Annotated in this window: 30 protein-coding genes; 16 read left to right on the top strand and 14 right to left on the bottom strand. The window is 67.2% G+C overall.

Translation table 11 applies throughout. The features are described from left to right. Position 1 precedes the first annotated feature (1 nt). From J2848_RS04550 to gloA, 6 genes are all read left to right on the top strand, one after another. Positions 2-631, top strand: a complete 630-nt coding sequence (locus J2848_RS04550) for an OmpH/Skp family outer membrane protein (RefSeq protein WP_149230259.1) — start codon at positions 2-4, stop codon at positions 629-631. A gap of 226 nt (positions 632-857) precedes the next feature. Continuing rightward, positions 858-1,340, top strand: coding sequence for a 3-hydroxyacyl-ACP dehydratase FabZ (fabZ, locus tag J2848_RS04545; protein ID WP_149230461.1), 483 nt, complete (start codon positions 858-860; stop codon positions 1,338-1,340). Continuing rightward, positions 1,337-2,131, top strand: a complete 795-nt coding sequence (gene lpxA, locus J2848_RS04540; RefSeq protein WP_149230260.1) for an acyl-ACP--UDP-N-acetylglucosamine O-acyltransferase — start codon at positions 1,337-1,339, stop codon at positions 2,129-2,131. Before fabZ ends, lpxA begins: the two co-directional genes overlap by 4 nt. A 12-nt stretch (positions 2,132-2,143) precedes the next feature. Continuing rightward, positions 2,144-3,001: an LpxI family protein gene (locus J2848_RS04535; protein ID WP_149230261.1), complete on the top strand. Its 858-nt coding sequence runs from the start codon at positions 2,144-2,146 to the stop codon at positions 2,999-3,001. Positions 3,002-3,030: 29 nt separating this feature from the next. Continuing rightward, on the top strand, positions 3,031-4,209 hold the full coding sequence (lpxB, locus tag J2848_RS04530; RefSeq protein ID WP_246193714.1) for a lipid-A-disaccharide synthase: 1,179 nt from the start codon (positions 3,031-3,033) through the stop codon (positions 4,207-4,209). A gap of 18 nt (positions 4,210-4,227) precedes the next feature. After that, on the top strand, positions 4,228-4,623 hold the full coding sequence (gene gloA, locus J2848_RS04525; protein WP_149230263.1) for a lactoylglutathione lyase: 396 nt from the start codon (positions 4,228-4,230) through the stop codon (positions 4,621-4,623). An 11-nt stretch (positions 4,624-4,634) separates the two neighbouring features. On the opposite strand, the gene ftrA is transcribed toward gloA, so the two are convergent. Beyond that, on the bottom strand, positions 4,635-5,669 hold the full coding sequence (ftrA, locus tag J2848_RS04520; protein ID WP_149230264.1) for a transcriptional regulator FtrA: 1,035 nt from the start codon (positions 5,667-5,669) through the stop codon (positions 4,635-4,637). A gap of 101 nt (positions 5,670-5,770) precedes the next feature. On the opposite strand from ftrA, the gene J2848_RS04515 reads away from it, so the two are divergent. Beyond that, positions 5,771-6,169 carry a rhodanese-like domain-containing protein gene (locus J2848_RS04515; RefSeq protein WP_149230462.1) on the top strand — a complete coding sequence of 133 codons (399 nt, stop codon included), beginning with the start codon at positions 5,771-5,773 and terminating at the stop codon, positions 6,167-6,169. A gap of 9 nt (positions 6,170-6,178) precedes the next feature. Here J2848_RS04515 and J2848_RS04510 read toward each other — a convergent pair whose 3' ends face one another. The 3 genes from J2848_RS04510 to gltX all read right to left on the bottom strand — a co-directional run bounded on the left by J2848_RS04510 (position 6,179) and on the right by gltX (position 9,195). Continuing rightward, on the bottom strand, positions 6,179-6,352 hold the full coding sequence (locus tag J2848_RS04510; protein ID WP_170306958.1) for a hypothetical protein: 174 nt from the start codon (positions 6,350-6,352) through the stop codon (positions 6,179-6,181). Between the two features lie 22 nt (positions 6,353-6,374). Then, the gene (gene gltA / locus J2848_RS04505; protein WP_149230265.1) at positions 6,375-7,688 is read right to left on the bottom strand and encodes a citrate synthase; all 1,314 of its coding nucleotides are present in this window, start codon (positions 7,686-7,688) and stop codon (positions 6,375-6,377) included. Positions 7,689-7,788: 100 nt separating this feature from the next. After that, a complete protein-coding gene (gene gltX / locus J2848_RS04500) occupies positions 7,789-9,195 on the bottom strand; it encodes a glutamate--tRNA ligase (protein ID WP_149230266.1) in 1,407 nt (468 codons plus the stop codon). Between the two features lie 156 nt (positions 9,196-9,351). Between gltX and J2848_RS04495 the strand changes: the two genes are divergently transcribed. After that, entirely contained in the window at positions 9,352-11,505 is a 2,154-nt protein-coding gene (locus J2848_RS04495; protein ID WP_149230267.1) for a ComEC/Rec2 family competence protein, read from the top strand. A gap of 49 nt (positions 11,506-11,554) precedes the next feature. Here the strand turns inward: J2848_RS04495 and lexA are convergent, their stop codons facing one another. The 8 genes from lexA to J2848_RS04455 form a co-directional block, all read right to left on the bottom strand. After that, positions 11,555-12,280, bottom strand: coding sequence for a transcriptional repressor LexA (lexA, locus tag J2848_RS04490; protein WP_149230268.1), 726 nt, complete (start codon positions 12,278-12,280; stop codon positions 11,555-11,557). A 198-nt stretch (positions 12,281-12,478) separates the two neighbouring features. Continuing rightward, the gene (locus J2848_RS04485) at positions 12,479-13,708 is read right to left on the bottom strand and encodes a molybdopterin molybdotransferase MoeA (protein WP_149230269.1); all 1,230 of its coding nucleotides are present in this window, start codon (positions 13,706-13,708) and stop codon (positions 12,479-12,481) included. Positions 13,709-13,712: 4 nt separating this feature from the next. Continuing rightward, positions 13,713-14,210: a cyclic pyranopterin monophosphate synthase MoaC gene (moaC, locus tag J2848_RS04480; protein ID WP_149230270.1), complete on the bottom strand. Its 498-nt coding sequence runs from the start codon at positions 14,208-14,210 to the stop codon at positions 13,713-13,715. After that, on the bottom strand, positions 14,207-14,680 hold the full coding sequence (locus tag J2848_RS04475; protein ID WP_149230271.1) for a GNAT family N-acetyltransferase: 474 nt from the start codon (positions 14,678-14,680) through the stop codon (positions 14,207-14,209). The genes moaC and J2848_RS04475 overlap by 4 nt, the downstream gene beginning before the upstream one ends. Positions 14,681-14,684: 4 nt before the next feature. Further along, on the bottom strand, positions 14,685-15,488 hold the full coding sequence (gene trpC, locus J2848_RS04470; protein ID WP_149230272.1) for an indole-3-glycerol phosphate synthase TrpC: 804 nt from the start codon (positions 15,486-15,488) through the stop codon (positions 14,685-14,687). Then, complete coding sequence (trpD, locus tag J2848_RS04465) at positions 15,488-16,522, bottom strand: anthranilate phosphoribosyltransferase (protein WP_149230273.1); 1,035 nt, start codon at positions 16,520-16,522, stop codon at positions 15,488-15,490. The genes trpC and trpD overlap by 1 nt, the downstream gene beginning before the upstream one ends. Beyond that, entirely contained in the window at positions 16,519-17,112 is a 594-nt protein-coding gene (locus J2848_RS04460) for an anthranilate synthase component II (protein WP_149230274.1), read from the bottom strand. Before J2848_RS04460 ends, trpD begins: the two co-directional genes overlap by 4 nt. 130 nt (positions 17,113-17,242) lie before the next feature. Further along, the gene (locus J2848_RS04455; protein WP_149230275.1) at positions 17,243-17,695 is read right to left on the bottom strand and encodes an STY0301 family protein; all 453 of its coding nucleotides are present in this window, start codon (positions 17,693-17,695) and stop codon (positions 17,243-17,245) included. 124 nt (positions 17,696-17,819) lie between these two features. Here J2848_RS04455 and J2848_RS04450 point away from each other — a divergent pair, with 124 nt between their 5' ends. From J2848_RS04450 to J2848_RS04440, 3 genes are all read left to right on the top strand, one after another. Continuing rightward, positions 17,820-18,953, top strand: coding sequence for a divergent polysaccharide deacetylase family protein (locus J2848_RS04450; protein WP_246193715.1), 1,134 nt, complete (start codon positions 17,820-17,822; stop codon positions 18,951-18,953). 25 nt (positions 18,954-18,978) lie between these two features. Beyond that, positions 18,979-19,200: a heavy-metal-associated domain-containing protein gene (locus J2848_RS04445; protein ID WP_149230276.1), complete on the top strand. Its 222-nt coding sequence runs from the start codon at positions 18,979-18,981 to the stop codon at positions 19,198-19,200. Positions 19,201-19,303: 103 nt separating this feature from the next. Beyond that, positions 19,304-19,534, top strand: coding sequence for an FmdB family zinc ribbon protein (locus tag J2848_RS04440; protein ID WP_149230277.1), 231 nt, complete (start codon positions 19,304-19,306; stop codon positions 19,532-19,534). Between the two features lie 10 nt (positions 19,535-19,544). Here the strand turns inward: J2848_RS04440 and J2848_RS04435 are convergent, their stop codons facing one another. Beyond that, positions 19,545-20,303, bottom strand: coding sequence for an alpha/beta hydrolase (locus J2848_RS04435; RefSeq protein WP_246193716.1), 759 nt, complete (start codon positions 20,301-20,303; stop codon positions 19,545-19,547). A 214-nt stretch (positions 20,304-20,517) separates the two neighbouring features. Here J2848_RS04435 and J2848_RS04430 point away from each other — a divergent pair, with 214 nt between their 5' ends. From J2848_RS04430 to J2848_RS04415, 4 genes are read left to right on the top strand one after another with little or no spacing between them, the layout of a single operon-like run. Continuing rightward, on the top strand, positions 20,518-20,979 hold the full coding sequence (locus tag J2848_RS04430) for a cupin domain-containing protein (protein WP_149230279.1): 462 nt from the start codon (positions 20,518-20,520) through the stop codon (positions 20,977-20,979). Then, complete coding sequence (gene cobU / locus J2848_RS04425; protein WP_149230280.1) at positions 20,976-21,500, top strand: bifunctional adenosylcobinamide kinase/adenosylcobinamide-phosphate guanylyltransferase; 525 nt, start codon at positions 20,976-20,978, stop codon at positions 21,498-21,500. Before J2848_RS04430 ends, cobU begins: the two co-directional genes overlap by 4 nt. Continuing rightward, positions 21,497-22,120 carry a cob(I)yrinic acid a,c-diamide adenosyltransferase gene (gene cobO / locus J2848_RS04420; protein WP_149230281.1) on the top strand — a complete coding sequence of 208 codons (624 nt, stop codon included), beginning with the start codon at positions 21,497-21,499 and terminating at the stop codon, positions 22,118-22,120. Before cobU ends, cobO begins: the two co-directional genes overlap by 4 nt. Positions 22,121-22,139: 19 nt before the next feature. Beyond that, a complete protein-coding gene (locus J2848_RS04415; protein WP_149230464.1) occupies positions 22,140-23,603 on the top strand; it encodes a cobyric acid synthase in 1,464 nt (487 codons plus the stop codon). Between the two features lie 21 nt (positions 23,604-23,624). Here J2848_RS04415 and ispH read toward each other — a convergent pair whose 3' ends face one another. Further along, the gene (gene ispH, locus J2848_RS04410; protein ID WP_149230282.1) at positions 23,625-24,587 is read right to left on the bottom strand and encodes a 4-hydroxy-3-methylbut-2-enyl diphosphate reductase; all 963 of its coding nucleotides are present in this window, start codon (positions 24,585-24,587) and stop codon (positions 23,625-23,627) included. Between the two features lie 202 nt (positions 24,588-24,789). On the opposite strand from ispH, the gene J2848_RS04405 reads away from it, so the two are divergent. Beyond that, positions 24,790-25,344: a hypothetical protein gene (locus J2848_RS04405; RefSeq protein ID WP_246193717.1), complete on the top strand. Its 555-nt coding sequence runs from the start codon at positions 24,790-24,792 to the stop codon at positions 25,342-25,344. Positions 25,345-25,439 lie beyond the last annotated feature (95 nt).

Genomic DNA, 25,439 nt, shown 5'->3' with positions numbered 1-25,439 from the left:
GATGCAATCCACCCTGTCGAAGACGCCGTTTCGCGTCGCCGTTCTGTCGGCCGTCACGGCTGCCAGTCTCGTTCTCGCCGCAGGCGCGGCTCAGGCCCAGTCAGCGACCAAGGCAGAGGCTCCCAAGGCCGACGTTCCGGCGCCGGGCGCGGAGCTGAAGGCGCCGGTTATTGCCGTGATCGACGTGCAGAAGATCATGCAGGACTCCAACGCGTCGAAGGGCATCACCAAGTCCTTTGAATCGTTGCGTGATTCCTACCAGAAGGAAATCTCTGCGCTCGAGGACAAGCTCCGCAAGAACGAGGACGAACTGCGCAAGCAGCAGACCGTTCTGTCGCCGGAAGCGCTCGCCAACAAGCGCCGCGATTTCGAAAAGCAGGTCGCCGACGTCCAGAAGACCGTGCAGACCCGCAAGCGCGCTCTGGAGACCAGCCTGAACGAAGCGATGGCCGTCGTTCACAAGACGATGGTCGAGGTGGTCGCCGATATCTCCCGCGAGCGCGGCGCCAACCTCGTTCTGGCCCGCCAGCAGTTCGTCCTGGTCGACACGCAGCTCGACGTCACCGACGCGGTGATGGAGCGTGTGAACAAGAAGCTGCCGCAGGTCGCGCTGAACGTTCCGAAGCAGTGATGCTGGTTTGAACGGGGCCGCCGTCCTCTTAACGGGGGCGGCGGCCCCGTTCCGTTTCCAGCTTTGGTTCCCTCCGGGTTCGGCGTTGCGGTCGTCGCGGAAATGGGGCAAGAAGGCGGAGCAAACAAGAAGACACCGGTGTTCCCCGTTGGGGCGGCGGTGCCTGTTCCCTGAAAGCGGGAATGCTGAAACCCTATCGGTTGGTGGAAAGGCGGGCGGCCGGGCAATGGACGTGACGGCGGACAACAACGCACAAAGCAACAAGATCGACGACCTCGACATTACGCGGATCATGAAGATGATCCCGCATCGCTACCCGATCCTGATGATCGACCGGGTGATCGATGTGACGCTCGGTGAAGGCGCCACCGGCGTGAAGAACGTCACGATCAACGAGCCCTTCTTCCAGGGCCATTTTCCGTCGCGCCCCGTCATGCCTGGCGTGCTGATCATCGAGGCGATGGCCCAGACGTCCGCCGTTCTGGTGGTCGCGACCCTGGGTCCAGATGCGGAAGGCAAGTTGGTCTATTTCATGACGGTCGATGAGGCGCGTTTCCGCCGTCCCGTCACCCCCGGCGACACCATCCACATCCATGTCACCAAGCAGCGCCAGCGTGCCAACGTTTGGAAGTTCAAGGGCGAGGCCAAGGTCAATGGCGTCCTCGTCGCTGAAGCCGTCTATTCCGCCATGATCCTGGACGAAAAATGACCGTCACCATCCATCCGTCCGCCATCGTCGATCCCGCGGCCAAGCTGGGGGAGGGGGTCAACATCGGCCCCTTCTGCGTCGTCGGTCCCGACGTCACGCTGGGCGATGGCGTTCGGCTGGTTTCGCATGTAGCGGTCGACGGTCGTACCAGCATTGGTGCCGATACCGTCATTTACCCCTTCGCGTCGATCGGTCATCGCCCGCAGGATCTGAAGTTCCACGGCGAGCCGTCGGAACTGGTCATCGGCGCTCGCAACCAGATCCGCGAGCATGTGACGATGAACCCCGGCACCGAAGGCGGCGGGATGATCACCCGCGTCGGGAATGACGGGCTGTTCATGATGGGCTCGCATGTGGCGCACGACTGCATCGTCGGCGACCATGTCATCATGGCGAACAACGCCACCCTGGGCGGCCATGTGACGCTGGGCGACTATGTCATCATCGGCGGGCTGTCGGCGGTGCGCCAGTTCGTGCGCATCGGCTCTCACGCCATGATCGGCGGCATGTCCGGCGTCGAGAATGACGTGATCCCCTTCGGTCTGGTGATGGGCGACCGGGCCCGTCTCGCCGGCTTGAACCTGGTCGGGCTGGAGCGGCGCGGCTTCAAGAAGGACGATATCCACGCCCTCCGCGCCGCCTACCGCATGCTGTTCGGTCCGGAGGGTACCTTCGCCGAGCGGGTGGAGGAGGTTGGCCGCGATTTCGGCGAGCGTGCGCTGATTTCCGACGTGCTGTCCTTCATCCGGGCCAAGGAAGCCCGGTCTCTCTGCCAGCCGCGCGAGAGTTGAGGCGGCCGGCCGATGGCCGATACCCCACAGGGCATAGGGTCGCCGGAAGTCGGACCGAAGCTGGCGATTCTCGCCGGCGGCGGCACTCTTCCCGCCCGCATCGCCGAAGCGGTGCGCGGGCAGGGGCGTGAGGTCTTCATCGTCGCCTTCGATGGTCACACCGATCCGCAAACCGTTGTCGGGCTTCCGCATCTCTGGAGCCGCTTCGGTGCTGCCGGGACGATCCTGCGTCGCCTTCACGAGGAAGGGGTCGGGGATGTCGTGCTTGCCGGGCCGGTGAAGCGCCCTTCCTTCACAGAGCTTATGCCGGACTGGCGCACCACCCGTTTTCTCGCCCGCGTCGGTACTCGCGCCTTGGGCGATGACGGGCTGTTGCGGGCAGTCGTGCGCGAGGTGGAAGAGGACGGATTCCGCGTGGTCGGTTTGCACGAATTGCTGAAGGATCTGCTGACCGTCGCCGGTCCGGTGGGCCGGCTCCGTCCCGATTCCGAAGCGGAGCGGGACATCGCCCGAGCGGTCGAGGTTGCCCGTGTCATGGGAGGCCTCGATGTCGGACAGGGCGCGGTGGTCCAGCAGGGGATCGTTCTGGCGGTCGAGGCGATCGAGGGCACCGACGCCATGCTCGGACGTTGTGCCGCTCTGGCACGGCCGGGCGCCGGCGGTGTGTTGGTCAAGGTGAAGAAACCCAAACAGGACCGTCGAATCGATCTACCCACCATGGGCGTCACCACGGTGGAGCGGGCGGCGGCTGCCGGCCTGCGTGGCGTTGCGATCGAGGCCGGCGGTAGTCTGCTGGTCGACCGTGCCGCGGTTGCCGAAGCGGCCGACCGGCTCGGGCTGTTCGTGATCGGTATCGAGATCCCGCAATGACTGTCCGCGATATCGCTGACGACAGCCCGATGCTGTTCCTGATCGCCGGCGAACCGTCCGGCGATGCTTTGGGGGCCCGGCTGATGGCGGCGGCGAAACGGCTGACCGGTGGAAGGGTTCGTTTCGTCGGAATCGGCGGCGAGCGGATGACGGCGGAAGGGCTGGTCAGCCTGTTCCCGATGGCCGAATTGACGCTGTTCGGCATCTTCGAGCTGCTGCCCCATTTGCCGAACCTGATCCGCCGCATCGACCAGACGGTCGCGGAGATCCTGCGCTTGCGGCCGGATGCGGTGGTTGGCATCGACTCGCCCGGTTTTACCGTGCGCGTCGCTAAGAAAGTGCGGGCGGCCGAGCCGACCATTCCGCTGATCCATTATGTCGCGCCGACGGTCTGGGCGTGGAAGCCGAAGCGCGCGGCGAAATACGCGGCCATCTACGATCATCTGCTTGCCGTGCTTCCCTTCGAGCCTCCCTATTTCGAGAAGGAGGGGCTGGCTTGCACCTTCGTCGGCCATTCGGTGGTCGAGGGCGGGGCCGGGACGGGCGACGGTCCGGCTTTTCGCCAGCGCCACGGGATTGCTGCGACCGACCGCGTCGTGGCTGTGCTTCCCGGCAGCCGCAAGGGCGAAGTGTCCCGCTTGCTGCCGGATTTCCATGCGACCCTGGAATTGCTGCGCACCACCCATCCCAATCTAGTGGCGGTGGTGCCGACGGTGGCGACGGTACACAACCGCGTTGCCGCTGCCATCGCCGACTGGCCGGTCCGCACCTTGCTGGTCGAGGGTGATGCCAAAAAATACGATGCGTTCGCGGCGGCGGAGGCGGCACTTGCGGCCTCCGGCACTGTTGCGCTGGAATTGGCGCTCGCCCGGCTGCCGACGGTCATCGCCTATCGGCTCAATCCAGTGACCGTCGCGCTCTATCGACGGCTGATCCGGGTCAAGTATGTAAACCTCGTCAACCTGATGCTCGATCGGATGCTGGTTCCGGAACTGCTGCAACAGGATTGCCGTCCGGATAAGCTGGCCAGCGAACTTGGCAGACTGCTGGACGATCCGGCTGCGCGTCAGATGCAGATTGACGGCGTCGCCGAGGTTGCCCGCTGGCTGGGGCAGGGAGACACTCCGCCCAGCGAACGGGCCGCCCGTGCCATTCTCGACGTCGTCGCAGAGCATCGCCCGAACAGCCCCAAAACGGGCAAACCCTGAACGGGAGTACGAAAGACCATGAGCGAATTCCGTCTGCTGCACACGATGCTGCGCGTGCTGGATCTGGAGAAGTCGTTGGACTTCTACACCCGGCTGCTCGGCATGAAGCTGCTGCGCCGCAACGACTATGAAGGCGGCCGTTTCACCCTGGCCTTCGTCGGCTATGGCGAGGAGTCCGACACCGCTGTTCTGGAACTGACCCACAACTGGGACCAGAAGGAACCGTACGAGATCGGCACCGCCTATGGTCACATTGCGCTGGGCGTGCCGGACATCTACGCCACCTGCGAAAAGCTGGCGGCCGAAGGCGTCAAGATCCCGCGTCCGCCCGGCCCGATGAAGCACGGCAGCACCGTGATCGCCTTCATCGAGGATCCGGACGGCTACAAGGTGGAGTTGATCGAACGGAAGTAACCGTTCGGCAGTCACAGGTCTTGAAGGGGGGCGCGGCCGGTGACGACCGCGCCCTTTTTCGATGTTGCCGGATCGGAAACCGGAAGCTGGCGGAAACGCGCCCGGTAATTGGCGGGGCTGAGGCCCAGTCGTTGCCTGAAATGGTGCCGGAGAGTGGCGGCGGAGCCGAAGCCGGTCAGGGTCGCCACCTCCTCCACCGGCAGGCTGCTGCGTTCCAACAGATCGCGGGCGCGGGTCAGTCGCTCCATCAGCAGCCATTCGCCCGGGGTGGTGCCGGTCATTGCCTGAAAGCGGCGCAGGAAGGTGCGCAGGCTCATGCCGGCCCGCGAGGCCATGCTGGACAGGCTGTGGTCCTCCACCAGGGTTTCTCGCAGATGGTCGAGCAGAGGGGCGAGGCGGGCGCCTTCGCGGGCTGTGGGCACGGGCGCTTCGATGAACTGTGCTTGCCCACCTTCACGGTGAGGCTGCACCACCAGCCGGCGGGCGACGCTGTTCGCCGCTTCCGGTCCGAAATCGCGACGGACCAGATGCAGGCAGAGGTCAATGCCGGCAGCGCTCCCCGCGGAGGTCAGGATGTTTCCCTCGTCCACATACAGGACGTCCGGCACGACCTGGATGTCGGGATAGAGATCCGTGAGCATCGAAGCGTAGCGCCAGTGGGTGGTCGCCCGGCGGCCGCTCAGAAGACCGGCAGCGGCAAGGACGAAGGCGCCGGAACAGATCGACAGGATGCGGGCACCGCGAGCATCGGCACGGCGCAACGCCGCAACCAGCCGCTCGGGCGCCGGTTCGCGGGCACCGCGCCAGCCGGGAACGACGATGATGTCGGCTTGATCGAGGAGGTCGATGCCGCCATCGGCTTCGACACGGATGCCACCCATGGCACGCAACGGGCCAGGATCGAGTGCCGCCACTGCAAAGCGATACCAATCTGGTCCAAGTTCCGGACGTGGCAGGCCGAAGACTTCGACGGCGACGCCGAACTCGAAGGTGCAGAGGCCGTCATAGGCGAGGGTGACTACCAACGGAGGCGAGGATTTTGGCATGAACTGAACGATAGCTGGCAAACGCGCCACTTTCCAGTCTCAGCCTTCGAAGGAATGATGTGGCCGTCACCCTGGTTCAGATAATTATGAAAGCGGACGCCATGACCAGTCTTGTCACCGAAATTCCTGCCGCCCCGTCCGAAGATGCGGCTGCCCATTTTGCCAAGCGCTTGTCGTTCGAGACCGATTGCTGGGACGTGCATGAGTCGCTGAAGTCCGGATCACCGGATTTCGTCCTGCTCGACGTTCGCGGTCCGGCGGCTTATGCACGGGGGCATGTGCCGGGTGCGCTAAACCTGCCGCACGGCAAGATGACCGAGCGGCGCATGGAGGAATGGCCTGAGGGGACGCTGTTTGTCGTCTATTGCGCCGGTCCGCATTGCAACGGGGCGGATCGTGCGGCCTTGCGGCTGGCACGGCTCGGGCGGCCTGTCAAGCTGATGATCGGCGGCGTGACGGGCTGGACCGACGAGGGCTTCGCGCTGGATGGCGAAAACTGAGATGCCACCTCAGACGAACACAATTCCGGCTATCAGTGCCAGAATCAGCAGATAGACAACCAGACGGCGCATCCGCCACCCGAGCGGCGCCCGGTTGTCGTTGGCCGGCGCGCGCAGACGCACCCGCCGGGCCGGAACGATGTACGCAGTCGGGTCCTGGGCGGCTCCGTTGGAGCCGCCCATTCCGATATGGGCTGTGGGCCGGTTAGCCACGCTCGGCCAGCGGCACGAACGGCCGCTTGGTGTCGCCGGTGTAGAGCTGACGCGGACGGCCGATCTTCTGCACCGGATCCTCGATCATCTCCTTCCACTGGCTGATCCAGCCGACGGTACGGGCGAGCGCGAACAGCACGGTGAACATGCTGGTCGGGAAGCCCATCGCCTTCAGGATGATGCCCGAATAGAAGTCGACGTTCGGATAGAGTTTCTTCTCGATGAAGTACTCATCCGACAGGGCGATCTTCTCCAGTTCCATGGCGATGTCCAGCAGCGGCTCGTCCTTGACGCCGAGTTCGCCGAGAACCTCGTGGCAGGTCTGGCGCATGACCTGGGCGCGCGGATCGTAGTTCTTGTAGACCCGGTGGCCGAAGCCCATCAGGCGGAAGTTGTCGTTCTTGTCCTTGGCGCGGCGGACGAACTCGGGGATGCGCTCCACCGAGCCGATCTCCTCCAGCATCTTCAGCACGGCCTCGTTGGCGCCGCCATGGGCCGGACCCCACAACGAGGCAATGCCGGCGGCGATGCAGGCGAACGGGTTGGCGCCCGACGAACCGGCCAGACGGACGGTCGAGGTCGAGGCGTTCTGCTCGTGGTCGGCGTGCAGGATGAAGATCTTGTCCATCGCCTTGGACAGGATCGGGTTGACCTTGTACGGCTCGCACGGCGTGCCGAAGGTCATGTACAGGAAGTTCTCCGCATACGACAGGTCGTTGCGCGGATACATGAAGGGCTGGCCGGTCGAGTACTTGTAGGCCATCGCCGCGATCGTCGGCATCTTGGCGATCAGACGGTGGGCCGCGATCTTGCGCGCCGTCGGATCGTTGATGTCCAGCGAGTCGTGATAGAAGGCCGACAGGGCGCCGACGACGCCGCACATGATCGCCATCGGGTGGGCGTCGCGGCGGAAGCCGCTGTAGAACTTGGTCAGCTGCTCGTGCACCATCGAGTGGCGGCGCAGGATGTTCTCGAACTCCGTGCGCTCGGCCGCGGTCGGCAGGTGGTTGTTGAGCAGGAGGAAGCAGACTTCCGGGAAGGTCGAATGCTCGGCCAGTTCATCGATGGCGTAGCCGCGGTGCAGCAGCACACCCTCGTCGCCGTCGATGTAGGTGATGCCCGATTCGCAGCTGCCCGTGGAGGTGAAGCCCGGATCGTAGGTGAAATAGCCGGTCGCGGCGTAGAGCTTGCGGATGTCGATCACGCTCGGCCCGACGCTGCCGTGCATGATCGGCATCGTGACCTGCTTGCCCGTCTTATTGTCGATGAGGGTAACGGTGTCCTTGCCGTCCTCAGTCTGGGTCATCTCGGCACGTCCTTATCGTTGAGGGTCGGGCTTGGTGCCCTTTTTTCGTCGGCGCAGCATAGTTCCAAGGCTGCCCAATGGCAACGCACGGAAATGACCATTATGCTGCACCCGCTGCATCGCGGATGCGAGAAAGCGTCGCTTCCCGACCCAGCAGTTCAACGACCTCGAAGATCGGTGGCGACACCGTCGAACCGGTCAGCGCGGCGCGCAGCGGCTGTGCCACCTTGCCCAGCTTTTCGCCCCGTGCCTCGGCAAAGGCGCGGACCTGGGATTCGAGTGCAGCGGCGGTGAATTCCGGCTCGGCAGCGAAGGCGGCCGCCAGTTCCTTCAACAGGCTGCGGCCTTTTTCATCCAGCAGGGCGGATGCTTTTTCGTCATAGCTGAGCGGCTGCGGCGCGACGTAGAAACGCGCGCTCTGCGCCAGATCGACGACGGTGCGGGCGCGCTGCTTCAGTCCGTTCATCGCCCGCGTCAGAAGGTCGCGTTCGGCATCGGTCAGGCTGCGTCCGAAGTCGGCCTCCAGCCGCGGGGCGATCAGGCCGAGCAGCCGGGAATCGTCGGCCAGTCGCATGTAATGGGCGTTCAGATTCTCCAGCTTGGCGAAGTCGAAGCGGGAGGGCGAACGGCCGATGCTTTCCAGGTTGAACCACTCGATCGCCTGTTCGGTCGAGATGATCTCGTCATCGCCATGCGACCAGCCGAGCCGCAGCAGGTAGTTGCGGACCGCTTCCGGCAGATAGCCCATGTCGCGGTAGGCGTCGACGCCGAGCGCGCCGTGGCGCTTGGACAGCTTGGCGCCATCGGGACCATGGATCAGCGGGATATGGCCGAAGCGCGGCAGTTCCCAGCCCATGGCGTTGAAGATCTGGATTTGGCGGAAGGTGTTGGTCAGATGGTCGTCGCCGCGGATGACATGGGTGACGCCCATGTCATGGTCATCAACCACCACGGCCAACAGATAGGTCGGGGTGCCGTCGGCGCGCAGCAGGATCAGGTCGTCCAACTGGGCGTTCTGCACCGTCACCTCGCCCTGGACGAGGTCGTTCAGGACGGTCTGCCCTTCCTGTGGCGCCTTCAGCCGGATCACCGGAGCCACACCCGGAGGGGCGTCGGACTCAGGCCGGTCACGCCAACGGCCATCATAGCGCACCGGCAGGCCGGCGGCCTTCTGGGCGGCGCGCATCTCCTCCAGCTCTTCCGGGCTGCAATAGCAGCGATAGGCCTTGCCGGCGGCCAGCATCTGGTGCGCCACCTCGGCGTGACGGTCCTTGCGCTCGAACTGGCTGACGACGTCGCCGTCCCAATCCAGGCCCAGCCACTGTAGTCCGTCGATGATGGCGTCGACCGCCGCGTCGGTGGACCGTTGCCGGTCGGTGTCTTCGATCCGCAGCAGGAACTTGCCGCCGGTGTTGCGGGCGTACAGCCAGTTGAACAGGGCGGTGCGGCCACCGCCGATGTGCAGAAAGCCGGTCGGCGACGGAGCGAAGCGGGTGACGACGGTCATCGGTCTCTCAATTTCCGGTTCGGCGCTGGTATGATGCGCCGGTGGTTCGACACCGTGGTTTAACACAGCCACCCGGCTTGGAGGCAATGCGATGCGCGCATGGACGGTCGTTGAGGGGCTCGCGGGCGGCATCTCTGCGCCCGGAATCCGTTACCGGTGACGGCCGCTGGCTGGCCGGAGGAGGACACCGACGATCCGCCGGCGCTCGGCGGACGCTGGCGGCGTCTGCTGGCAGCTGCCGGCAGGCGACTCGCGGCATTGGCGGAGGCCGAGGGCGAGCGCTGGGTGCTGTGGCTGCCGGTGGCATTCGGGGCCGGAGTGTCGCTGTATTTCGGGCTGCAGCGTGAACCCGACTGGTGGATCGGTGCGGCGGCGGTGGGCGGCAGCCTGCTGCTGTTGCTGGCGGTGCGGCGATGGTTCGCGGTGGCCGGGGCGGCGATGGCGTTGCTGATGCTGTCCTCGGGCTTTCTGGTGGCGCAGCTGCACACGGTCCATATGGCGGCACCGGTCCTGGGCCGAAGCATTGCGGGCGCCATCGTCACCGGCCGGGTGATGGCGGTTGAACGGCGTCCAGGGGCGACGCGGGTCACCTTCCGCGAGGTGTCGGTCAGCCGGCTGGCGCCGGAACAGACGCCGGCCGCCCTGCGCGTCCGCCTGTCGGACCGCTATCCGGCGCCGGCCCCCGGATCGGTGGTGCGGCTGCGGGCGACGCTGTTGCCGCCGCAGGCGCCGGCCGAACCCGGCGCCTTCGATTTCCAGCGCCGCGCCTGGTTCATGGGGTTGGGCGGCACGGGGTTCGCCACCGGAGCGCCGGAACTTGTCGAGGCGCCGCCAGTGACGGGGTGGAGCACCGTTTCCATCGCCTTCGAGCAGGCACGGGGCGCCATTGCCGGGCGGGTGGCGGCGGCGATCGGCGATCCGGTGGAGGCAAGCGTCACCACTGCGTTGCTGAACGGCGAGGAGTTCGGTATCCCGGAGGCGACGATGGATGACTTCCGCAACAGCGGACTGGCGCATCTGCTGTCGATCTCCGGCCTGCATGTCGGTATCGCCGCCGGTATCCTGTTCTATGTCGTTCGGGCGCTGCTGGCGGCGGTGCCCTATGTCGCGTTGCGGTGGCCGATCAAGAAGATCGCGGCGCTGTTCGGCATCTTGTCGGCGTTCGCCTATACGCTGCTGGTCGGGGCGCCACTGCCGACGGTGCGGTCGGTGCTGATGACCGGCATGGTGATGGGGGCGATCATGCTGGACCGCCACCCGCTGAGCATGCGGCTTGTCGCCTTTGCCGGGCTGGTCACCGTGGCCATGGACCCGGAGGGAATGCTGGGGCCGAGCTTCCAGATGTCCTTCGCTGCCGTGGTGGCATTGATCGCCGCGTTCGAGCGCGGCAGCGTCAGGCTGGCGGAGTGGCGGCGCGACGCCGGGTGGCTGGTGCGCGGGCTGTTCTATGTCGGCGGGATTCTGCTGACCAGTGTGGTGGCGACGCTGGCGACCTTGCCATTCTCGCTCTTCCACTTTCAGCAGATCGCCTTCTATGGCGTGCTGTCGAACCTGATCGCCATTCCCATCACCTCCTTCTGGGTCATGCCCTGGAGCCTGATCGCCTATGCGCTGCTGCCCTTCGGGCTGGAGGCGCCGGCGCTGATCGCCATGAACTGGGGCGACCGGGCGGTGATCTGGACCGCGGAGTTCTTCGGCCGCCTGCCCTGGGCCTCGCTGACGGTGCCGGCCATGCCGGTGGAGGGATTCGCGGTGCTGGTGCTGGGTGGCATCTGGCTCTGCATCTGGCGGCAGCGGTGGCGGTGGCTGGGGATGCTGCCGATCCTGGCCGGGCTGGCCTCACCGATGCTGGCGGTGCGGCCGGACGTGCTGGTGGCGGGAGACGGGACGGTGATGGCGGTGAGGCTGCCGGATGGGCGGCTGAGCGCCTCGGTCAAGGGCGGGGGACGGGTGACAGAGACCTGGCGGGAACGGGATGGCGAGCGGTCGGTGGCCGATCCCTGGCCGGCGGCCGGGGGATGGAGCGAGGGAGAGCGGTCGCTGACCTGCGATGCGCTCGGGTGCTTGTACCGGGTCCGGGGAAAAACGGTGGCGTTGCCGCGGCTGCCAGATGCGCTGGACGAGGATTGCGGGATGGCGGATGCGGTGGTGACGGCGGCGGTGGCGCGGGGATGCCGGACGCATCTGGTGATCGACCGATGGACGCTGCGGCATGAGGGCGCGCATACGCTGACGGTCACCGAAGAGGGGATAAAGGTGGAGACCGTACGGAAACTGAGAGGGGATCGGCCTTGGACTGGGGGGAGGTGACGTCGGGGCTGTTGCCCCCACCCTGACCTTCCCCCCACTCAGCGTGGCGTCAGTATTTCCGTACCAGACCAACCAGCTTGCCCTGCACGCGGACGCGGTCGGCGCCGAAGATGCGGGTTTCGTAGGCGGCGTTGGCGGGTTCCAGGGCCACCGTGTTGCCCTTGCGGCGCAGGCGCTTCAGCGTCACTTCGCCTTCATCGACCAGGGCGACGACGATCGTGCCGTTCTCCGCCGAATCGCAACGCTGGATGACGATGGTGTCATGATCGAGGATGCCGGCCTCGATCATCGAGTCGCCGGAAACCTCCAGAGCATAATGGTCGCCGCTGGTCAGCATCGAGGCGGGGATGTCGACGAAGGCGCTGTTGTCGCGCAGAGCCTCGATCGGCGTGCCGGCGGCGATGCGGCCATAGAGCGGAAGCTGCACCGTCTCGTTCGCCGCGGCCGGGGTCGGGGCGGGCGGGGCGGTGTCGCGCCCGGCGAAGGCGAAGTCGCCCTTGATGACGTTGGGCTGGAACTTCGGCTTGGGAGCGGCGCTGCGGGTGCGGGCGGCGTCGAGACCTTCGGGAAGGCGCAGAACCTCCAGCGCGCGGGCGCGGTGGGGCAGGCGGCGGATGAAACCGCGTTCCTCAAGCCCGGTGATGAGGCGATGGATGCCCGACTTGGACTTCAGGCCCAGGGCGTCCTTCATCTCGTCGAACGACGGCGAGACACCGCCCTGGCCGAGCCGTTCGTGGATGAACAGCAGCAATTCGTGCTGCTTGCGCGTGAGCATGGATGCCTCCCGGCCGTGGCCAGACTGAAGATGGAACAAAAACTAAACGTTGCTCCATGTTCTAGTTTGGTTCCTGCCTTCCGTCAAGCCCCCCGTCGGCTTGTTTTAGAACTTGAATGGAACATTCGGAACGCCGTGAAACAGTTTTCGGAGTGATGTTCAACTGTTCAACCCGTCGTCCGAACGCCGTGTTCAAGTCTAAATGCTAAGCGCTCCATCAGTCAAAGGGAGCACGGTCACCATGGCGCCTGCCGGCTCCGGGTCGGCATGGGGCGGGCGGGGGATCAGGCAGTCGGCCTGGGCGTAGAGCGTGGTGATGGCGCTGTCCTGCCGGGCGAAGGGGGTGACGGTCAGCACCCCGTCGGGGCCGGCGGAGAGCGTGGCGCGCAGATATTCCTCGCGCCGGTCGTTGGCCTTCAGCGCGGCGGTCAGCCGGGCGCGCAGCGGCAGCCGGTCGTCTTCCAGCGGCAACCCCTGCAACAGGCGCAGGATCGGGCGCAGGAACAGGATGGCGGTCACCCCAGTGGACACCGGATTGCCGGGCAGGCCCAGCAGCGGCACCGATCCCGCCCGGCCGAACATCAGCGCCTTGCCCGGCCGCATCGCCACGGTCTGCACCTCCAGCGCCACGCCGCGTTCGGCCAGCACGTCGCGCACGAAATCGTAATCGCCATGGGCGGCACCGCCGGTGGTGACCAGCAGGTCGCACCCCGCCGCCCCCTTCGCCAGAGCGGCTACGCTTTCCGGCGTGTCCTTGGCGATGCCCAGATTGTGGGCAAGGCCGCCTTGGGCGGCGACCAAGGCGCAAAGGCCGAGCGCATTGGTGCTGACGATCTGGCTTGGTCCCAGCGGGTCGCCGGGCAGGGCGATCTCGTCGCCGGTGGCGAGGATGGCGATGCGCGGCCGGCGATGGACTGACAGCCAGGGCACATTGCCGCCGGCGGCCAGCGCGATGTCGCGGGCGGTCAGGCGGCGACCCTTCGGCAGAAGCTCCTGGCCGAGGGCGAAGTCGAAGCCGGCTTCGCGGATGAAGCGCCCGGCGACCACGGCGCGGCCGACCCGGACATGGGTGTCGTCGGCGCTGCAATCCTCCTGCATCACCACGGCGTCGGCGCCGTCGGGCAGGGGAGCGCCGGTGAAGATGCGCACGGCCTCGCCGGCACCGACGCCGCCGGTGAAGGCATGGCCGGCGGCGGACTCTCCGATGCGGCGCAACCCGACGGGAGACTCGGCGGTCGCGGCGGCGATGTCGGCAGCGCGTACCGCCCAGCCATCCATCGCGGCGGCGTGGAAAGGCGGCTGGGTCAGCCGGGCGACCACCGGTTCGGCCAGCACGCGGCCGAGCGCGTCAGGCAATGCGACGATCTCCGCCGGCAGAGGGGCGAAGGCCGACAGGATGCGGGCGCGCGCCTCGGTAACGGAGATCATGGCGTCAGGCTCCCGCCGGTGGATTGGTGGCAGCACCCCATTCGCCGCTCTTGCCGCCGGCCTTGTGCAGCAGGCGGACGTCGGTGATGGTCATGCCGCGGTCCACCGCCTTGCACATGTCATAGACGGTGAGGGCGGCGACGGTGACGGCGGTCAGCGCCTCCATCTCCACGCCAGTTTGCCCCTTCAGCTTGCAGGTGGCGGTGACGTCCACCGCATTGCGCGCGGGATCGCAGGACAGGTCGACCTTAACCGAGGTCAGCATCAGCGGGTGGCACAGCGGGATCAGGTCCGGCGTGCGCTTGGCCCCCATGATGCCGGCCAGCCGGGCGACCGACAGCACGTCGCCTTTCTTCACCCCGCCCAGCATGATGAGCGCCAGGGTTTCCGGCTGCATCAGCACGGTCGCCGCGGCGGTGGCGGTGCGTTCGGTTTCGGCCTTGTCGGAGACGTCGACCATCACCGCCTTGCCTTCGGCATCGAAATGGGTGAAGCCGGTCATCGGACGGTCTCCGTTAGAAGCTTTTCCATGAAGACGCTGACGCCGTTGTCTTCGTAGCAGGCGTAGGGACCGCGGTTGGCGAAGCCGGCCTTGCGGTAGAGCGCCAGCGCCTCGTGCTGATGGATGCCGGATTCGAGCAGCAAGGCGGACAGCCCCTCCGCCCGCGCCTGCTCCTCCAGCCGGGCGAGCAGGCGGTCGCCGATGCGATGGCCGCGGGCGGCAGGATCGACATACATCCGCTTCACTTCGCCGTAACCGGTCGCATCGACGCGGAGCGCGGCACAGCCGACCGGAACGCCGTCCTTGCGGGCGACGAAGAATCGCACGTCCGGTGCCTCAAGCTCGGCAATGTCCAGCAGGTGGCAGGTGTCCGCCGGATAGAGGTCCAGCAGGTAACGGTCGAGTGCCGTGACCAGCGCCACGACCGCATCCTGGCGCGGGCTTTCCGCGGCGATCGCCACATCGGCCATGGCATCACACCGGAGCTAGCAGGGCACGGGTGGCGGCGGTGACATCGGCTTGCCGCATCAGCGATTCGCCGACCAGGAAGCAGCGCGCCCCGACCTTCGCCATCCGCGCCAGATCGGCCGGGGTGTAGAGGCCGCTTTCCGCCACCAGCATGCGGTCGGCCGGCACATTCGCCGCCAGTTCCTCCGTCGTCGCAATGTCGACCACCAAGGTCTTGAGGTTGCGGTTGTTGACGCCCAGCAGCGGCGTCTTCAGCAGCAGCGCGCGGTCCAGTTCGGCACGGTCATGCACCTCGACCAGCACGTCCAGGCCCTGCGAAATCGCGGCATCCTCGATCTCCGCCGCCTGGGCGTCGGACAGCGAGGCCATGATAATGAGGATGCAGTCGGCACCCAGCGCGCGAGCCTCGACGATCTGATAGGGATCGACCATGAAGTCCTTGCGCAGGACCGGCAGATCCACTGCAGCGCGGGCGGCGACCAGATACTCGTCCTTGCCTTGGAAATAGGGCTCGTCGGTCAGCACCGACAGGCAGGTCGCCCCGCCCTCGCGATACGCGCTAGCCAGCGCCGGCGGGTCGAAGTCGGCGCGGATCAGGCCCTTGGACGGGCTGGCCTTCTTGATCTCGGCGATCAGGCCGTAGCGCCCGGCCTCCACCGCGGCGCTCAGTGCCCGGATGAAGCCGCGCGGCGGGTTGGTCTCATTGGCGGCCCTGGCGGCAGCCTCCACCTCCGACAGCGGGCGGGCGGCCTTGCGGGAGGCGACCAGCGCGCGCTTGTCGTTGTTGATGCGGGTCAGAACGTCGCTCATCAGGCCATTGCCTCGTTGGTGATGCCGACCAGCCGGCGCAGGCGGTCACGGGCGCCGCCGCTGTCGATGGCGTCGGCGGCCATGGCGACACCCTCCTTCAGCGTCGTGGCCTTGCCGGATACCAGCAGGGCAGCGGCGGCGTTCAGCAGCACGATGTCGCGGTAGGGGCTGCGCACCCCGTCGAACAGGGCATGGATCGCCGCGGCGTTGACCTGGGCGTCGCCGCCCTTCAACTCCTCGATCCGGGCGCGGGGCAGGCCGGCATCCTCCGGCGTCACCTCGAACACCGTCACCTCGCCGTCCTTCAACTGGGCGACGGTGGTGGGGCCGGTGGTGGTGATCTCGTCAAGCCCGTCGGAGCCGTGGACGACCCAGGCGGCCTCCGATCCCAGACGCTTCAGCACCTCGGCCAGCGGCTCTACCCACTGTTTGGAGAAGACGCCCAACACCTGCCGCCTGGCGGTCGCCGGGTTGGCGAGCGGGCCCAGCAGGTTGAAGACGGTGCGGGTGCCGAGTTCGACGCGGGTCGGGCCGACGTTGCGCATGGCGAGGTGGTGGCGCGGCGCCATCAGGAAGGCGATGCCGGCATCCCACAGAGCCTTGCGGACCAGGGCAAAGTCGCAATCGAGGTTGACGCCCAGCGAACCGAGCACGTCCGCTGCACCGGATTTCGAGGAGATGGCGCGGTTGCCGTGCTTGGCGACCGGCACGCCGCAGGACGACACCACCAAAGCCGCGGCGGTGGAGATGTTGTAGGTGCCGGCGCCGTCGCCGCCGGTGCCGCAGGTATCGATGGTGCCGGGAGGCGCCTCGACCGGGATCGCTTTGGCACGCATGACGCGGGCGGCGCCGGTGATCTCGTCCACCGTCTCGCCGCGCACGCGCAGAGCCATCAGGAAACCGCCCATCTGCGACGGGGTGGCATTACCCGACATGATGATGTCGAAGGCGAAGCCGGCCTCGGCCTCGGTCAGGGCGGCGCCGGTGGCGACCTTGCCCAGAATCGCCTTCATGTCGGTCAGATCGCCGCTCATGCCGCGTTCTCCAGGCGGGGACGGGTCAGGTCCAGGAAGTTCTGCAGGATCTTGTGGCCGTGCTCGCTCTCGATGCTCTCGGGATGGAACTGCACGCCGTGGATCGGCAGGTCGCGGTGGGCCAGTGCCATGATGAGGCCGTCGGCGGTCTCGCCGGTCACCTCCAGGCAGGCGGGCAGGGTGTCGCGTTCGACGATCAGCGAGTGGTAGCGGGTGGCGCGGAACGGGCTGGGCAGGCCGGCCAGGACGCCGCGGCCCTGATGCAGGATGTTGTCGACCTTGCCGTGCATGGGGACCGGCGCGCGGATCACCCGGCCGCCGAAGGACTGACCGATGGACTGGTGGCCGAGGCAGACACCCAACAGTGGCAGGCGGGCCTTGGCTGCGGCATCTATCAGGGGCAGGCAGATGCCGGCGCGGTCGGGATCGCAGGGGCCGGGGGACAGCACGATGCCGTCGGGGCGGAGCGCCATCGCCTCCTCCACCGTCAGGGCGTCGTTGCGGCGGACCTGCACGTCGGCGCCAAGCTCGCCCAGGTAATGGACGAGGTTGTAGGTAAAGCTGTCGTAGTTATCGATGAGCAGCAGCATGCGCCTTCCGCCTTCTACCTTCGCCCGGATCAGTTGGGCCGTTCCGGCCCTGTTCCAATGATGGACACCCTAGCCGCTGAGGGGGCGGATTTCCAGCCTCCGCGGAGAACTTTGCCGAGGCGCGCGCTCTTCAGCGACAGTCGAGCTGTGGCGAGGTCTTCGGCTCATCCAGGACTTCGCCGCGGATGTCGGTTTCCAGCGTCAGGGTGCAGCGGCGGGTCTGGCGCGGCAGATCGGCGGCGAGCGTCGCCTCGGTGCCGCGGTAACGGCAGAGGACGAAAAGCTTGCCCCGCTGCGCGGCGTCGAACTCCCAAAGCTGAACCAGCTTGCGGGCATGCTTGGTCTCGCTGTCGGGCGCCAGGGTGGTGCGGGAGGCGCTGGCCATCTGCGCAGTGCGGTCGCCTTCGATCAGGGTGATGCCGACGAAGCCGTGGCTGTCGCGGCCGGGATAGGGCGCCCAGCCGCCGGGCGCCTCCGGCTGGGCCGTGACGGTGATGGTCGGCGGGCATTGCGGGCCGGCGGCCAGCGCGGGCGAGGAAAGGGCGGCAATCAGCAGGAGAGCGGTGACAAAGAACGGACGCATCGGGCGGTCTCCGGGGAATAGGCAGGCCGTATGAATGAGGGAGCCATTCCGGCGGCCATTTGCGTCGTTTGAGCGATTGCGGTCGCCGCGGCCGGGTGCCACTGTGCGGCGCCCCGGTCGCAGGATGGACGTCGTCACCATGGCCCGCAAGGCGCCTTCGAAGGCCCGCAAGATTTCGCTTCCGCCCTTTCTGTCGAATCCCTTCCTTCTGGCTCTGGCGGCCGTAGCCGCGGTGTTCGCGGTGGCGATCGGCGTGGCGACGCTGACCGGCGGCCGTTCCGGCGGAGAGCGTGCCCAGCAGACGCCGGTTCAGCAGGCTCCCGTCCAGCAGGCGGCTGTGCCTCCCGCGCCCCCCTCGCTGCCGGCTGTGAGGGCAGAGTCTCCGGCGGCGACTCAGCATGCGGCCGAGGGGCCGGAACATGCGGTGCCGGAAAAACCGGCCCAGGCGGAAACGCGCCCGCCGGCGACCGCCGTGGCGATGCTGCCGCCGCCGGCTCCTCCCGCCCAGCCGCCGGTGCAGGCTCCCCCCGGCAATGCCGCGCTGTGGCGCAAGAACGCGCTGCCGGCCGAGGTGCCGCAGGGCAAGCCGGTCATCGCCATCGTCATCGACGACATGGGGCTGGACCGCAAGCGTTCGGCGCGGATGGCGGGGCTGCACGGGCCGCTGACCCTGTCCTGGCTGCCCTATGCCCGCGACCTGTCGGCCCAGTCGAAGGCGGCGCGCGCCAACGGGCATGAACTGATGCTGCACATGCCGATGGAGCCCAGCGTGAAGGCCGATCCCGGTCCGAACGCGCTGCTGGTCTCGCTCGACAAGGGGGAGATCGTGAAGCGGTTCCGCGCCGCGCTGGACAGCTTCGACGGCTATGTCGGGGTGAACAACCATATGGGCAGCCGCTTCACCGCCGACCGCGCCGCCCTGGCGCCGGTTTTGGCGGAACTGCACCGTCGGGGCCTGCTGTGGCTGGACAGCCGGACGACGCCGAACAGCGCCGGAATCGGGCTGGCGCAGGAGCTGAAGATGCCTTGGGTCGGACGCGACGTGTTCCTCGACAACGAGGAAACCGTGACCGCGGTGAAGGCCCAGCTTGCGAAGACAGAGCAGGTGGCGAAGCGCCAGGGCTATGCTGTTGCGATCGGCCACCCGCATGATGCGACAATCGAGGCTCTGGCGTCCTGGCTGCCGGATGTGCAAAAGCGTGGCTTCGTTCTTGTCCCGGTCAGCGCGGTGGTGCGGACGCACCATGCCGGCGGCTGACCCGACCGAAGGGGAGCCCGCGACGATGCCCGATGTATACAAGACCGATGCGTACAAGGTGGACGGGATGACATGCGGCGGCTGCGCCCGCTCCGTTTCGAATGCGATCACCAAGGCAGCGCCCGATGCCGCAGTGACGGTCGACCTCGCCACCGGCACCGTCCTGGTCGCCGGCGGCATTCCGGCCGAGCTGGTGCGGCAGGCGGTGGAGGCCGCCGGCTTCGACTTCGGCGGGGCAGCGGCCTGACCCTTTCGCCTCGCAAAGATTTGGTGCGACGCAAAAAACCGTTTTCTGATTATGGATATTGCGGCATGCTCGGGGCGGATGCGATCCGTTCCACGAGGGTGCGATGCCGCTCTATTCCTACCGCTGCAAGGCCTGTGACCATGGGTTCGAGACCCTGGTGCGCTCCGGTGAGACGCCTGCCTGCCCGTCCTGCGGCAGCGGCGATCTGACTCGGCAGCTCTCCAACGTGGCGCCGGAGGGTAAATCCGGCGCCATCATCCAGTCGGCCCGCCGGCTGGCGGGGAAGGAGGGGCACTTCAGCAACTATTCGCGCTCGGAGAGGCCGAAGGGATAAGGCGAGAGGGTCAGGCGGCTTCGGCCGTCACCGCCGCCGCGACCCACGCCTCAACCCGCTCGGCGGCCGATTGCCAATCCTGCTCCAGCATCATCGCGTGGCCCATCCCCGGCATGAACACCGGCTGGGTGCCCAGCGCCATTGCGGTGGCGACCACTTCGGTGCGCGGGAACAGCAAATCCTCTTCGGCACCCATCACCAGCATCGGCATGTCGCGCGGTGGCAGGACGGGGAAGGGAATCCAGCCACCGATATCCAACAGGACGCGGCGCGATTCCTCCTGAAGATAGCTCTCGTACTTGGCGGCTTCTGCGCGCGGCATCTTGTCGGAGAACATGGCGCGGCGGATGGCGTCGGGGTTGATCGCCTTCTCGCCGAAGGTCATCAGCATCGACATCTGCTGGAACACATAGGGCGAGCGCCAAGCCAGTCCCATGGTCGAGGACAGCAGGCCATAGGGCGGGGCCGACGCCATCAGCACGCCGGCTGGAAAGCGGCGCTTCGCCAGGGCGCGCTGGATCACCATGCCGCCCATGGAATGGCCAATCAGTACCGGCGGGGCGGAGAGGCGGTCGGCGGCTTCCAGCACGTCGTCGACATAATCGGCGATGCCGAAATCATGCAGCCGGTCGCGCCCCTCGCTGTTGCCATGGCCGCGGAGTGAAACAGCATGCGCCTCCCACCCACGGGCGGCGAACCAGGGCAGGAACTTGGCGTCCCAGATCCAGGCGCCGCTGAAAGCGCCATGGACGAACAGGAGCGGTGGCATCTTGGCAGTACCGGAAGGATGGCGGCTGATGATTTCCAGGCGGGACATGGGATCGCAGGTTGTTGTTTTGCGCTGCAATAAGCATGGTGGGCGAAGTGGCGGCTGTCCAGCCACGGTGCCGGCAACCCTGCCCTGTAAGGGGACTTGAGCCGTTTGACGCCGCCGGTGCGGTTTGCGACAGTCCGGACCCGCAATGCCGAACCGGAGAGCGTCCATGCCGAAACCGCCGGTCCTCGATCCCGCGAAGCTGACCGCCGAAACCGGGGCCACCGACTATCCGCAGCCCTTCCGGGCGCAGGTCGCCGGTCGCCACCGGGTGGTGCTGGGCGACCCGCTGGGCTTGCGCAATTTCGGCGTCAACCTGACCCGGTTGGCGCCAGGCGCATCGTCGGCCCTGCGTCATTGGCACAGCCGGCAGGACGAATTCGTCTATGTGGTCGAGGGAGAGTTGACGTTGGTGACCGACGCCGGTGAGACGCTGCTGACCGTCGGTATGTGCGCCGGCTTTCCGCATGGCGTCGCCGACGGCCACCGCCTGATCAACCGCAGCGGCCGGCCGGCCAGCTATCTGGAGGTCGGCGACCGCAGCGACGGCGACGAGATCGACTATTCCGACGAGGACATGGTCTGGCGCGGCGGCGCCTATCACCACCGCAACGGCACGGTTTGGGAATGAGCGCGGATCTAACGCTGGTGCTGGGTGGCGCCCGCTCCGGCAAGAGCCGCTATGCCGAGGGGCTGGTCACCGCGCTGGGTGGCCCGCGCGTCTATATCGCGACCTCTCAGGTGTGGGATGCGGAGATGGCGGAGCGGGTGGCGAAGCACCGCGACGACCGTGGCCCGGACTGGACGACGGTGGAGGAGCCGCGCGACCTGACCGGTGCCTTGCGCCGGCACGCTGCCGAGGGCACCGGCGTTCTGGTCGACTGCCTGACCCTGTGGCTGACCAACCTGATGATGGCCGATGCCGATGTCGTGGCCGAGACGGCGGCGATGGTGGAGCTTCTGCCGAGCCTGCCGGGCCGGGTGGTCCTGGTCTCCAACGAGGTCGGGCTGGGCATCGTGCCCGACAACGCTCTGGCCCGCCGTTTCCGCGACCATGCCGGCCGCCTGCACCAATCCATCGCGGCCGTGGCGCCGCGCGTCGTGCTGACCGTCGCCGGTCTGCCGATGTTCGTCAAGGGAACCCCCGCATGACCGCCGATACGACCGATACCGAAGAGCTGAATCGACGCCACGCCGAGAAGATGAAGCGGCGCAAGGCGTTGCAGGAGCGGGCTCTCGCCTCCAAGACGATGGAGAAGGGCCTGCTGATGGTCCACACCGGCAAGGGCAAGGGCAAGTCCACCGCCGCCTTCGGCCTGATGATGCGGGCTGTCGGCCACGGCATGCGGGTCGGCATGGTGCAGTTCGTCAAGGGCGCCTGGTCGACCGGCGAGACGGTGGCGCTGGAACGGTTCGAGGATCTGGTCGATTTCTACACGATGGGCGAGGGCTTCACCTGGGACACTCAGGATCGTGCCCGCGACATCGCCGCTGCCGAGGCCGCCTGGGCCAAGGCCAAGGAACTGATGGCCGACCCGCGCTATCGCCTGATCGTGCTGGACGAGCTGAACATCGTGCTGCGCATGGACTACTTGGCCCTGGAGGAGGTGCTGGCGACGCTGGCCGCCCGCCGGCCGGATCTGCATGTCTGCATCACCGGTCGCAACGCCAAGCCGGAACTGATCGCCGCCGCCGACCTCGTCACCGAGATGACGCTGGTCAAGCATCCGTTCGAGGCCGGGGTGAAGGCCCAGGCCGGCATCGAGTTCTAAAGCCATGCGACCTCGGGGGATGCGGTCACGGGCGATCATGTTGCAGGGCACCGGCTCCGACGTCGGCAAGTCGCTGCTGGTGGCGGGGCTGTGCCGGGCGCTGGTGCGGCGCGGGCTGAGCGTCCGACCGTTCAAGCCGCAGAACATGTCCAACAACGCCGCGGTGACGGCCGACGGCGGCGAGATCGGCCGCGCCCAGGCGCTCCAGGCGCGGGCCTGCGGCGTGGCGCCCAGTGTGCACATGAACCCGGTGCTGCTGAAGCCGCAGTCGGATGTCGGCAGTCAGGTGGTGGTGCGCGGCGTGGTGGTCGGCACTGCGCGGGCCGCCGACTATCAGGCACGCAAGCGCGAACTGCTCGGCACCGTTCTGGACAGCTTCGAGCGGCTGCGGGCCGAGGCCGACATCGTGGTGGTGGAGGGTGCCGGCAGTCCAGCGGAGGTCAATCTGCGGGCCGGCGACATCGCCAACATGGGTTTCGCCACCGCCGCCGACGTGCCGGTCCTGCTGGTCGGCGACATCGACCGTGGCGGCGTGATCGCTAGTCTGGTGGGTACCCACACACTTCTACCAAAATCTGAACAAGAGCGGATTAAGGGATTTCTTATCAACAAGTTCCGCGGCGATGTTCGCCTGTTCGATGAGGGGCTGCGGATCATCGAGAGCCACACCGGCTGGCGCGGATTCGGCGTGGTGCCCTGGCTGCACGAGGCGGCGACCCTGCCGGCGGAGGATGCGGTGGCGCTCGACCGGCCGCGGGCTGCCGGCGACGGGGCACTGCGCATCGCAGTGGCCATGCTGCCGCACATCGCCAACTTCGACGATTTCGACCCGCTGGCGCAGGAGCCGGGTGTCGCGCTGACCATGGTGCGTCCGGGCCAGCCGCTGCCGGGCGATGCCGATCTGGTGATCTTGCCCGGTACCAAGACGACGATCGCCGACCTCGCCTTTCTGCGGGTGCAGGGCTGGGACATCGACCTGATGGCCCATTGGCGGCGCGGCGGCCGCGTGCTGGGCATCTGCGGCGGCTATCAGATGCTGGGCCGGCGCATCGCCGATCCGGACGGCATCGAGGGACCGCCGGGCGAGGCCGCCGGGCTGGGGCTGCTGGAGGTCGAGACGGTGCTGAAAGGGCCGAAGGTGCTGGAGGAGGCCCGCGGAATCGAGCGGCGCACCGGGGCGGCGGTGGCGGGGTATGAGATGCACATGGGCCGCACCGAGGGAGCGGACCGGGCGCGGCCGATGCTGGAGCTTGCCGGCAGTGGGACCGACGGGGCGGTGTCGGCGGACGGGCGGGTGGCGGGATGCTACCTGCACGGGCTGTTCACGGCTGACGGCTTCCGGGCAGCGTACTTGCGCGGGTTCGGTGGTGGCGGGTCGGAGCTGAGCTATGGCGCAGCGGTGGAGCGGGCGCTGGATGCGGTCGCGGACCGGCTGGAGAGCGTGGTGGATGTGGATGCGCTGTTGCGGGTGGCGGAGGAATGAGGAAAGGGGGCGTGCGCCCCCTCAAACCCCCTCGCGCTCCACCGATAATGCGCGCGGCAGCTTGAAGACGATGTTCTCGGTCGCCGTGCGCAGTTCCTCCACCGTCACGTCGAAGCGGCTGCGAGCGGCCTCGATGACCTCCTCCACCAGCACTTCCGGAGCCGACGCGCCCGCGGTGATGCCGAGGCGGGCGACGCCGTCCAGTGCGCTCCAGTCGATGTCGGCGGCGCGCTGGACCAACTGGGCGGTCGGGCAGCCGTGGGTTTTCGCCACCTCGACCAGCCGCTTGGAATTGGAGGAATTCGGCGCCCCCAGCACCAGCAGCGCGTCCACCTTCGGCGCAATGGCCTTCACCGCCGCCTGACGGTTGGTGGTGGCGTAGCAGATGTCCTCCTTCTTCGGCCCGGCGATGGCGGGGAAGCGGGCCTGGAGGGCGGCCAGGATCTCCGTCGTCTCGTCGACCGACAGGGTGGTCTGGGTGGCGTAGGCGAGGTTGTCCGGGTCGCGCACCGCCAGCGTCGCGACGTCGGCCACCGTTTCCACCAGTACCACGGCGCCTTCCGGCAGCTGGCCCATGGTGCCGATCACCTCGGGATGGCCGGCATGACCGATCAGGACGATCTGCTTGCCTTCGTCGAAATGCCGTTCGGCCTCGCGGTGGACCTTGCTGACCAGCGGACAGGTGGCGTCGAGATAGAACAGGCCGCGCGCCTCGGCCGCCTGCGGCACCGATTTCGGCACGCCATGGGCGGAAAAGACCACCGGGCGGCCGTCCGGCACCTCGGTCAGTTCATCGACGAAGACGGCGCCCTTGGCTTCCAGGCTTTCGACCACGAAGCGGTTGTGAACGATCTCGTGCCGCACATAGACCGGCGCCCCGAAGCGCTCCAACGCCGTCTCGACGATCTGGATCGCCCGGTCCACTCCGGCACAGAAACCGCGCGGTGCCGCCAGGAGAATGGTCAGGGAGTTGGTCGTGGTCATATGCGCTGCACCGCCCTTGCGTGAAGAAGGTCGCCTTTAGGTGGTCCTGTGCTGAACGGTCACAAGGGATAGAACCGCCGCGCGGTCTTGTGCCGGTCAAGCTGGGACACTAAAGTCGTGGTCCAACAGCCCGTTAACCGATCAGGCCGAACCGATGGACCGCCGCGACCGTAATATAGGAACCCCCGCCCGGAAAAGCCCGATGGCGTCCCTCTTTGGGATGGGCCGCCCTGCGCTGCTGGCGGCCGGGGCCGTTCTGGTGCTTTCCGGCTGCTCCGGCATGGGATTGGGGCCGAAGGATCCGGCCGAGGCGGCACTGGCCTGTCCGAAGGTCAACATCGTCCGCGATCTGCAGGAGGTGACGGTCTTCCGCCCCGGCGGCAAGGATCTGACCGATCTGGAGTCGCGTGCCGCCCTGACCGACTACAGCGGCAGCTGCGATTACACCAGCGCCGGCGTCACCGTGAATGTGAACGTCTATCTGGTGGCCGAACGCGGCCCGGCGCTTCAGGGCACCACCGCCAAGTACCAGTATTTCGTCGCCATCGCCAAGCCGGACGACACGCTGGTGTCGAAGGCCTATTTCGATACCGACGTGACCTTCGTCCCCGGCCAGCCGCGCGCCGGCACCAAGGAGGAACTGGCTCCGAAGATCCCGCTGCCCAAGGACGCCAACGCCAAGGACTGGAAGATCTATCTCGGCTTCCAGCTGACGCCGGAGCAGCTGAACTTCAACCGGACGCAGGTGAAGAAGTAAGACTGTCGGCAAACAAGCGTGATCCTTATCGACCGTCATTCCCTCGTAAGCGGGAAGCCAGCAACCTCAAGTGTTTGGCGTGGAAAGCTGGATCC

The sequence above is a fragment of the Azospirillum lipoferum genome (genome assembly GCF_024170005.1).
Lineage (GTDB): Bacteria > Pseudomonadota > Alphaproteobacteria > Azospirillales > Azospirillaceae > Azospirillum > Azospirillum lipoferum.
The sequence above is the reverse complement of the archived record's forward strand: the minus strand, read 5'-3'. Positions and strand labels throughout refer to the sequence as shown.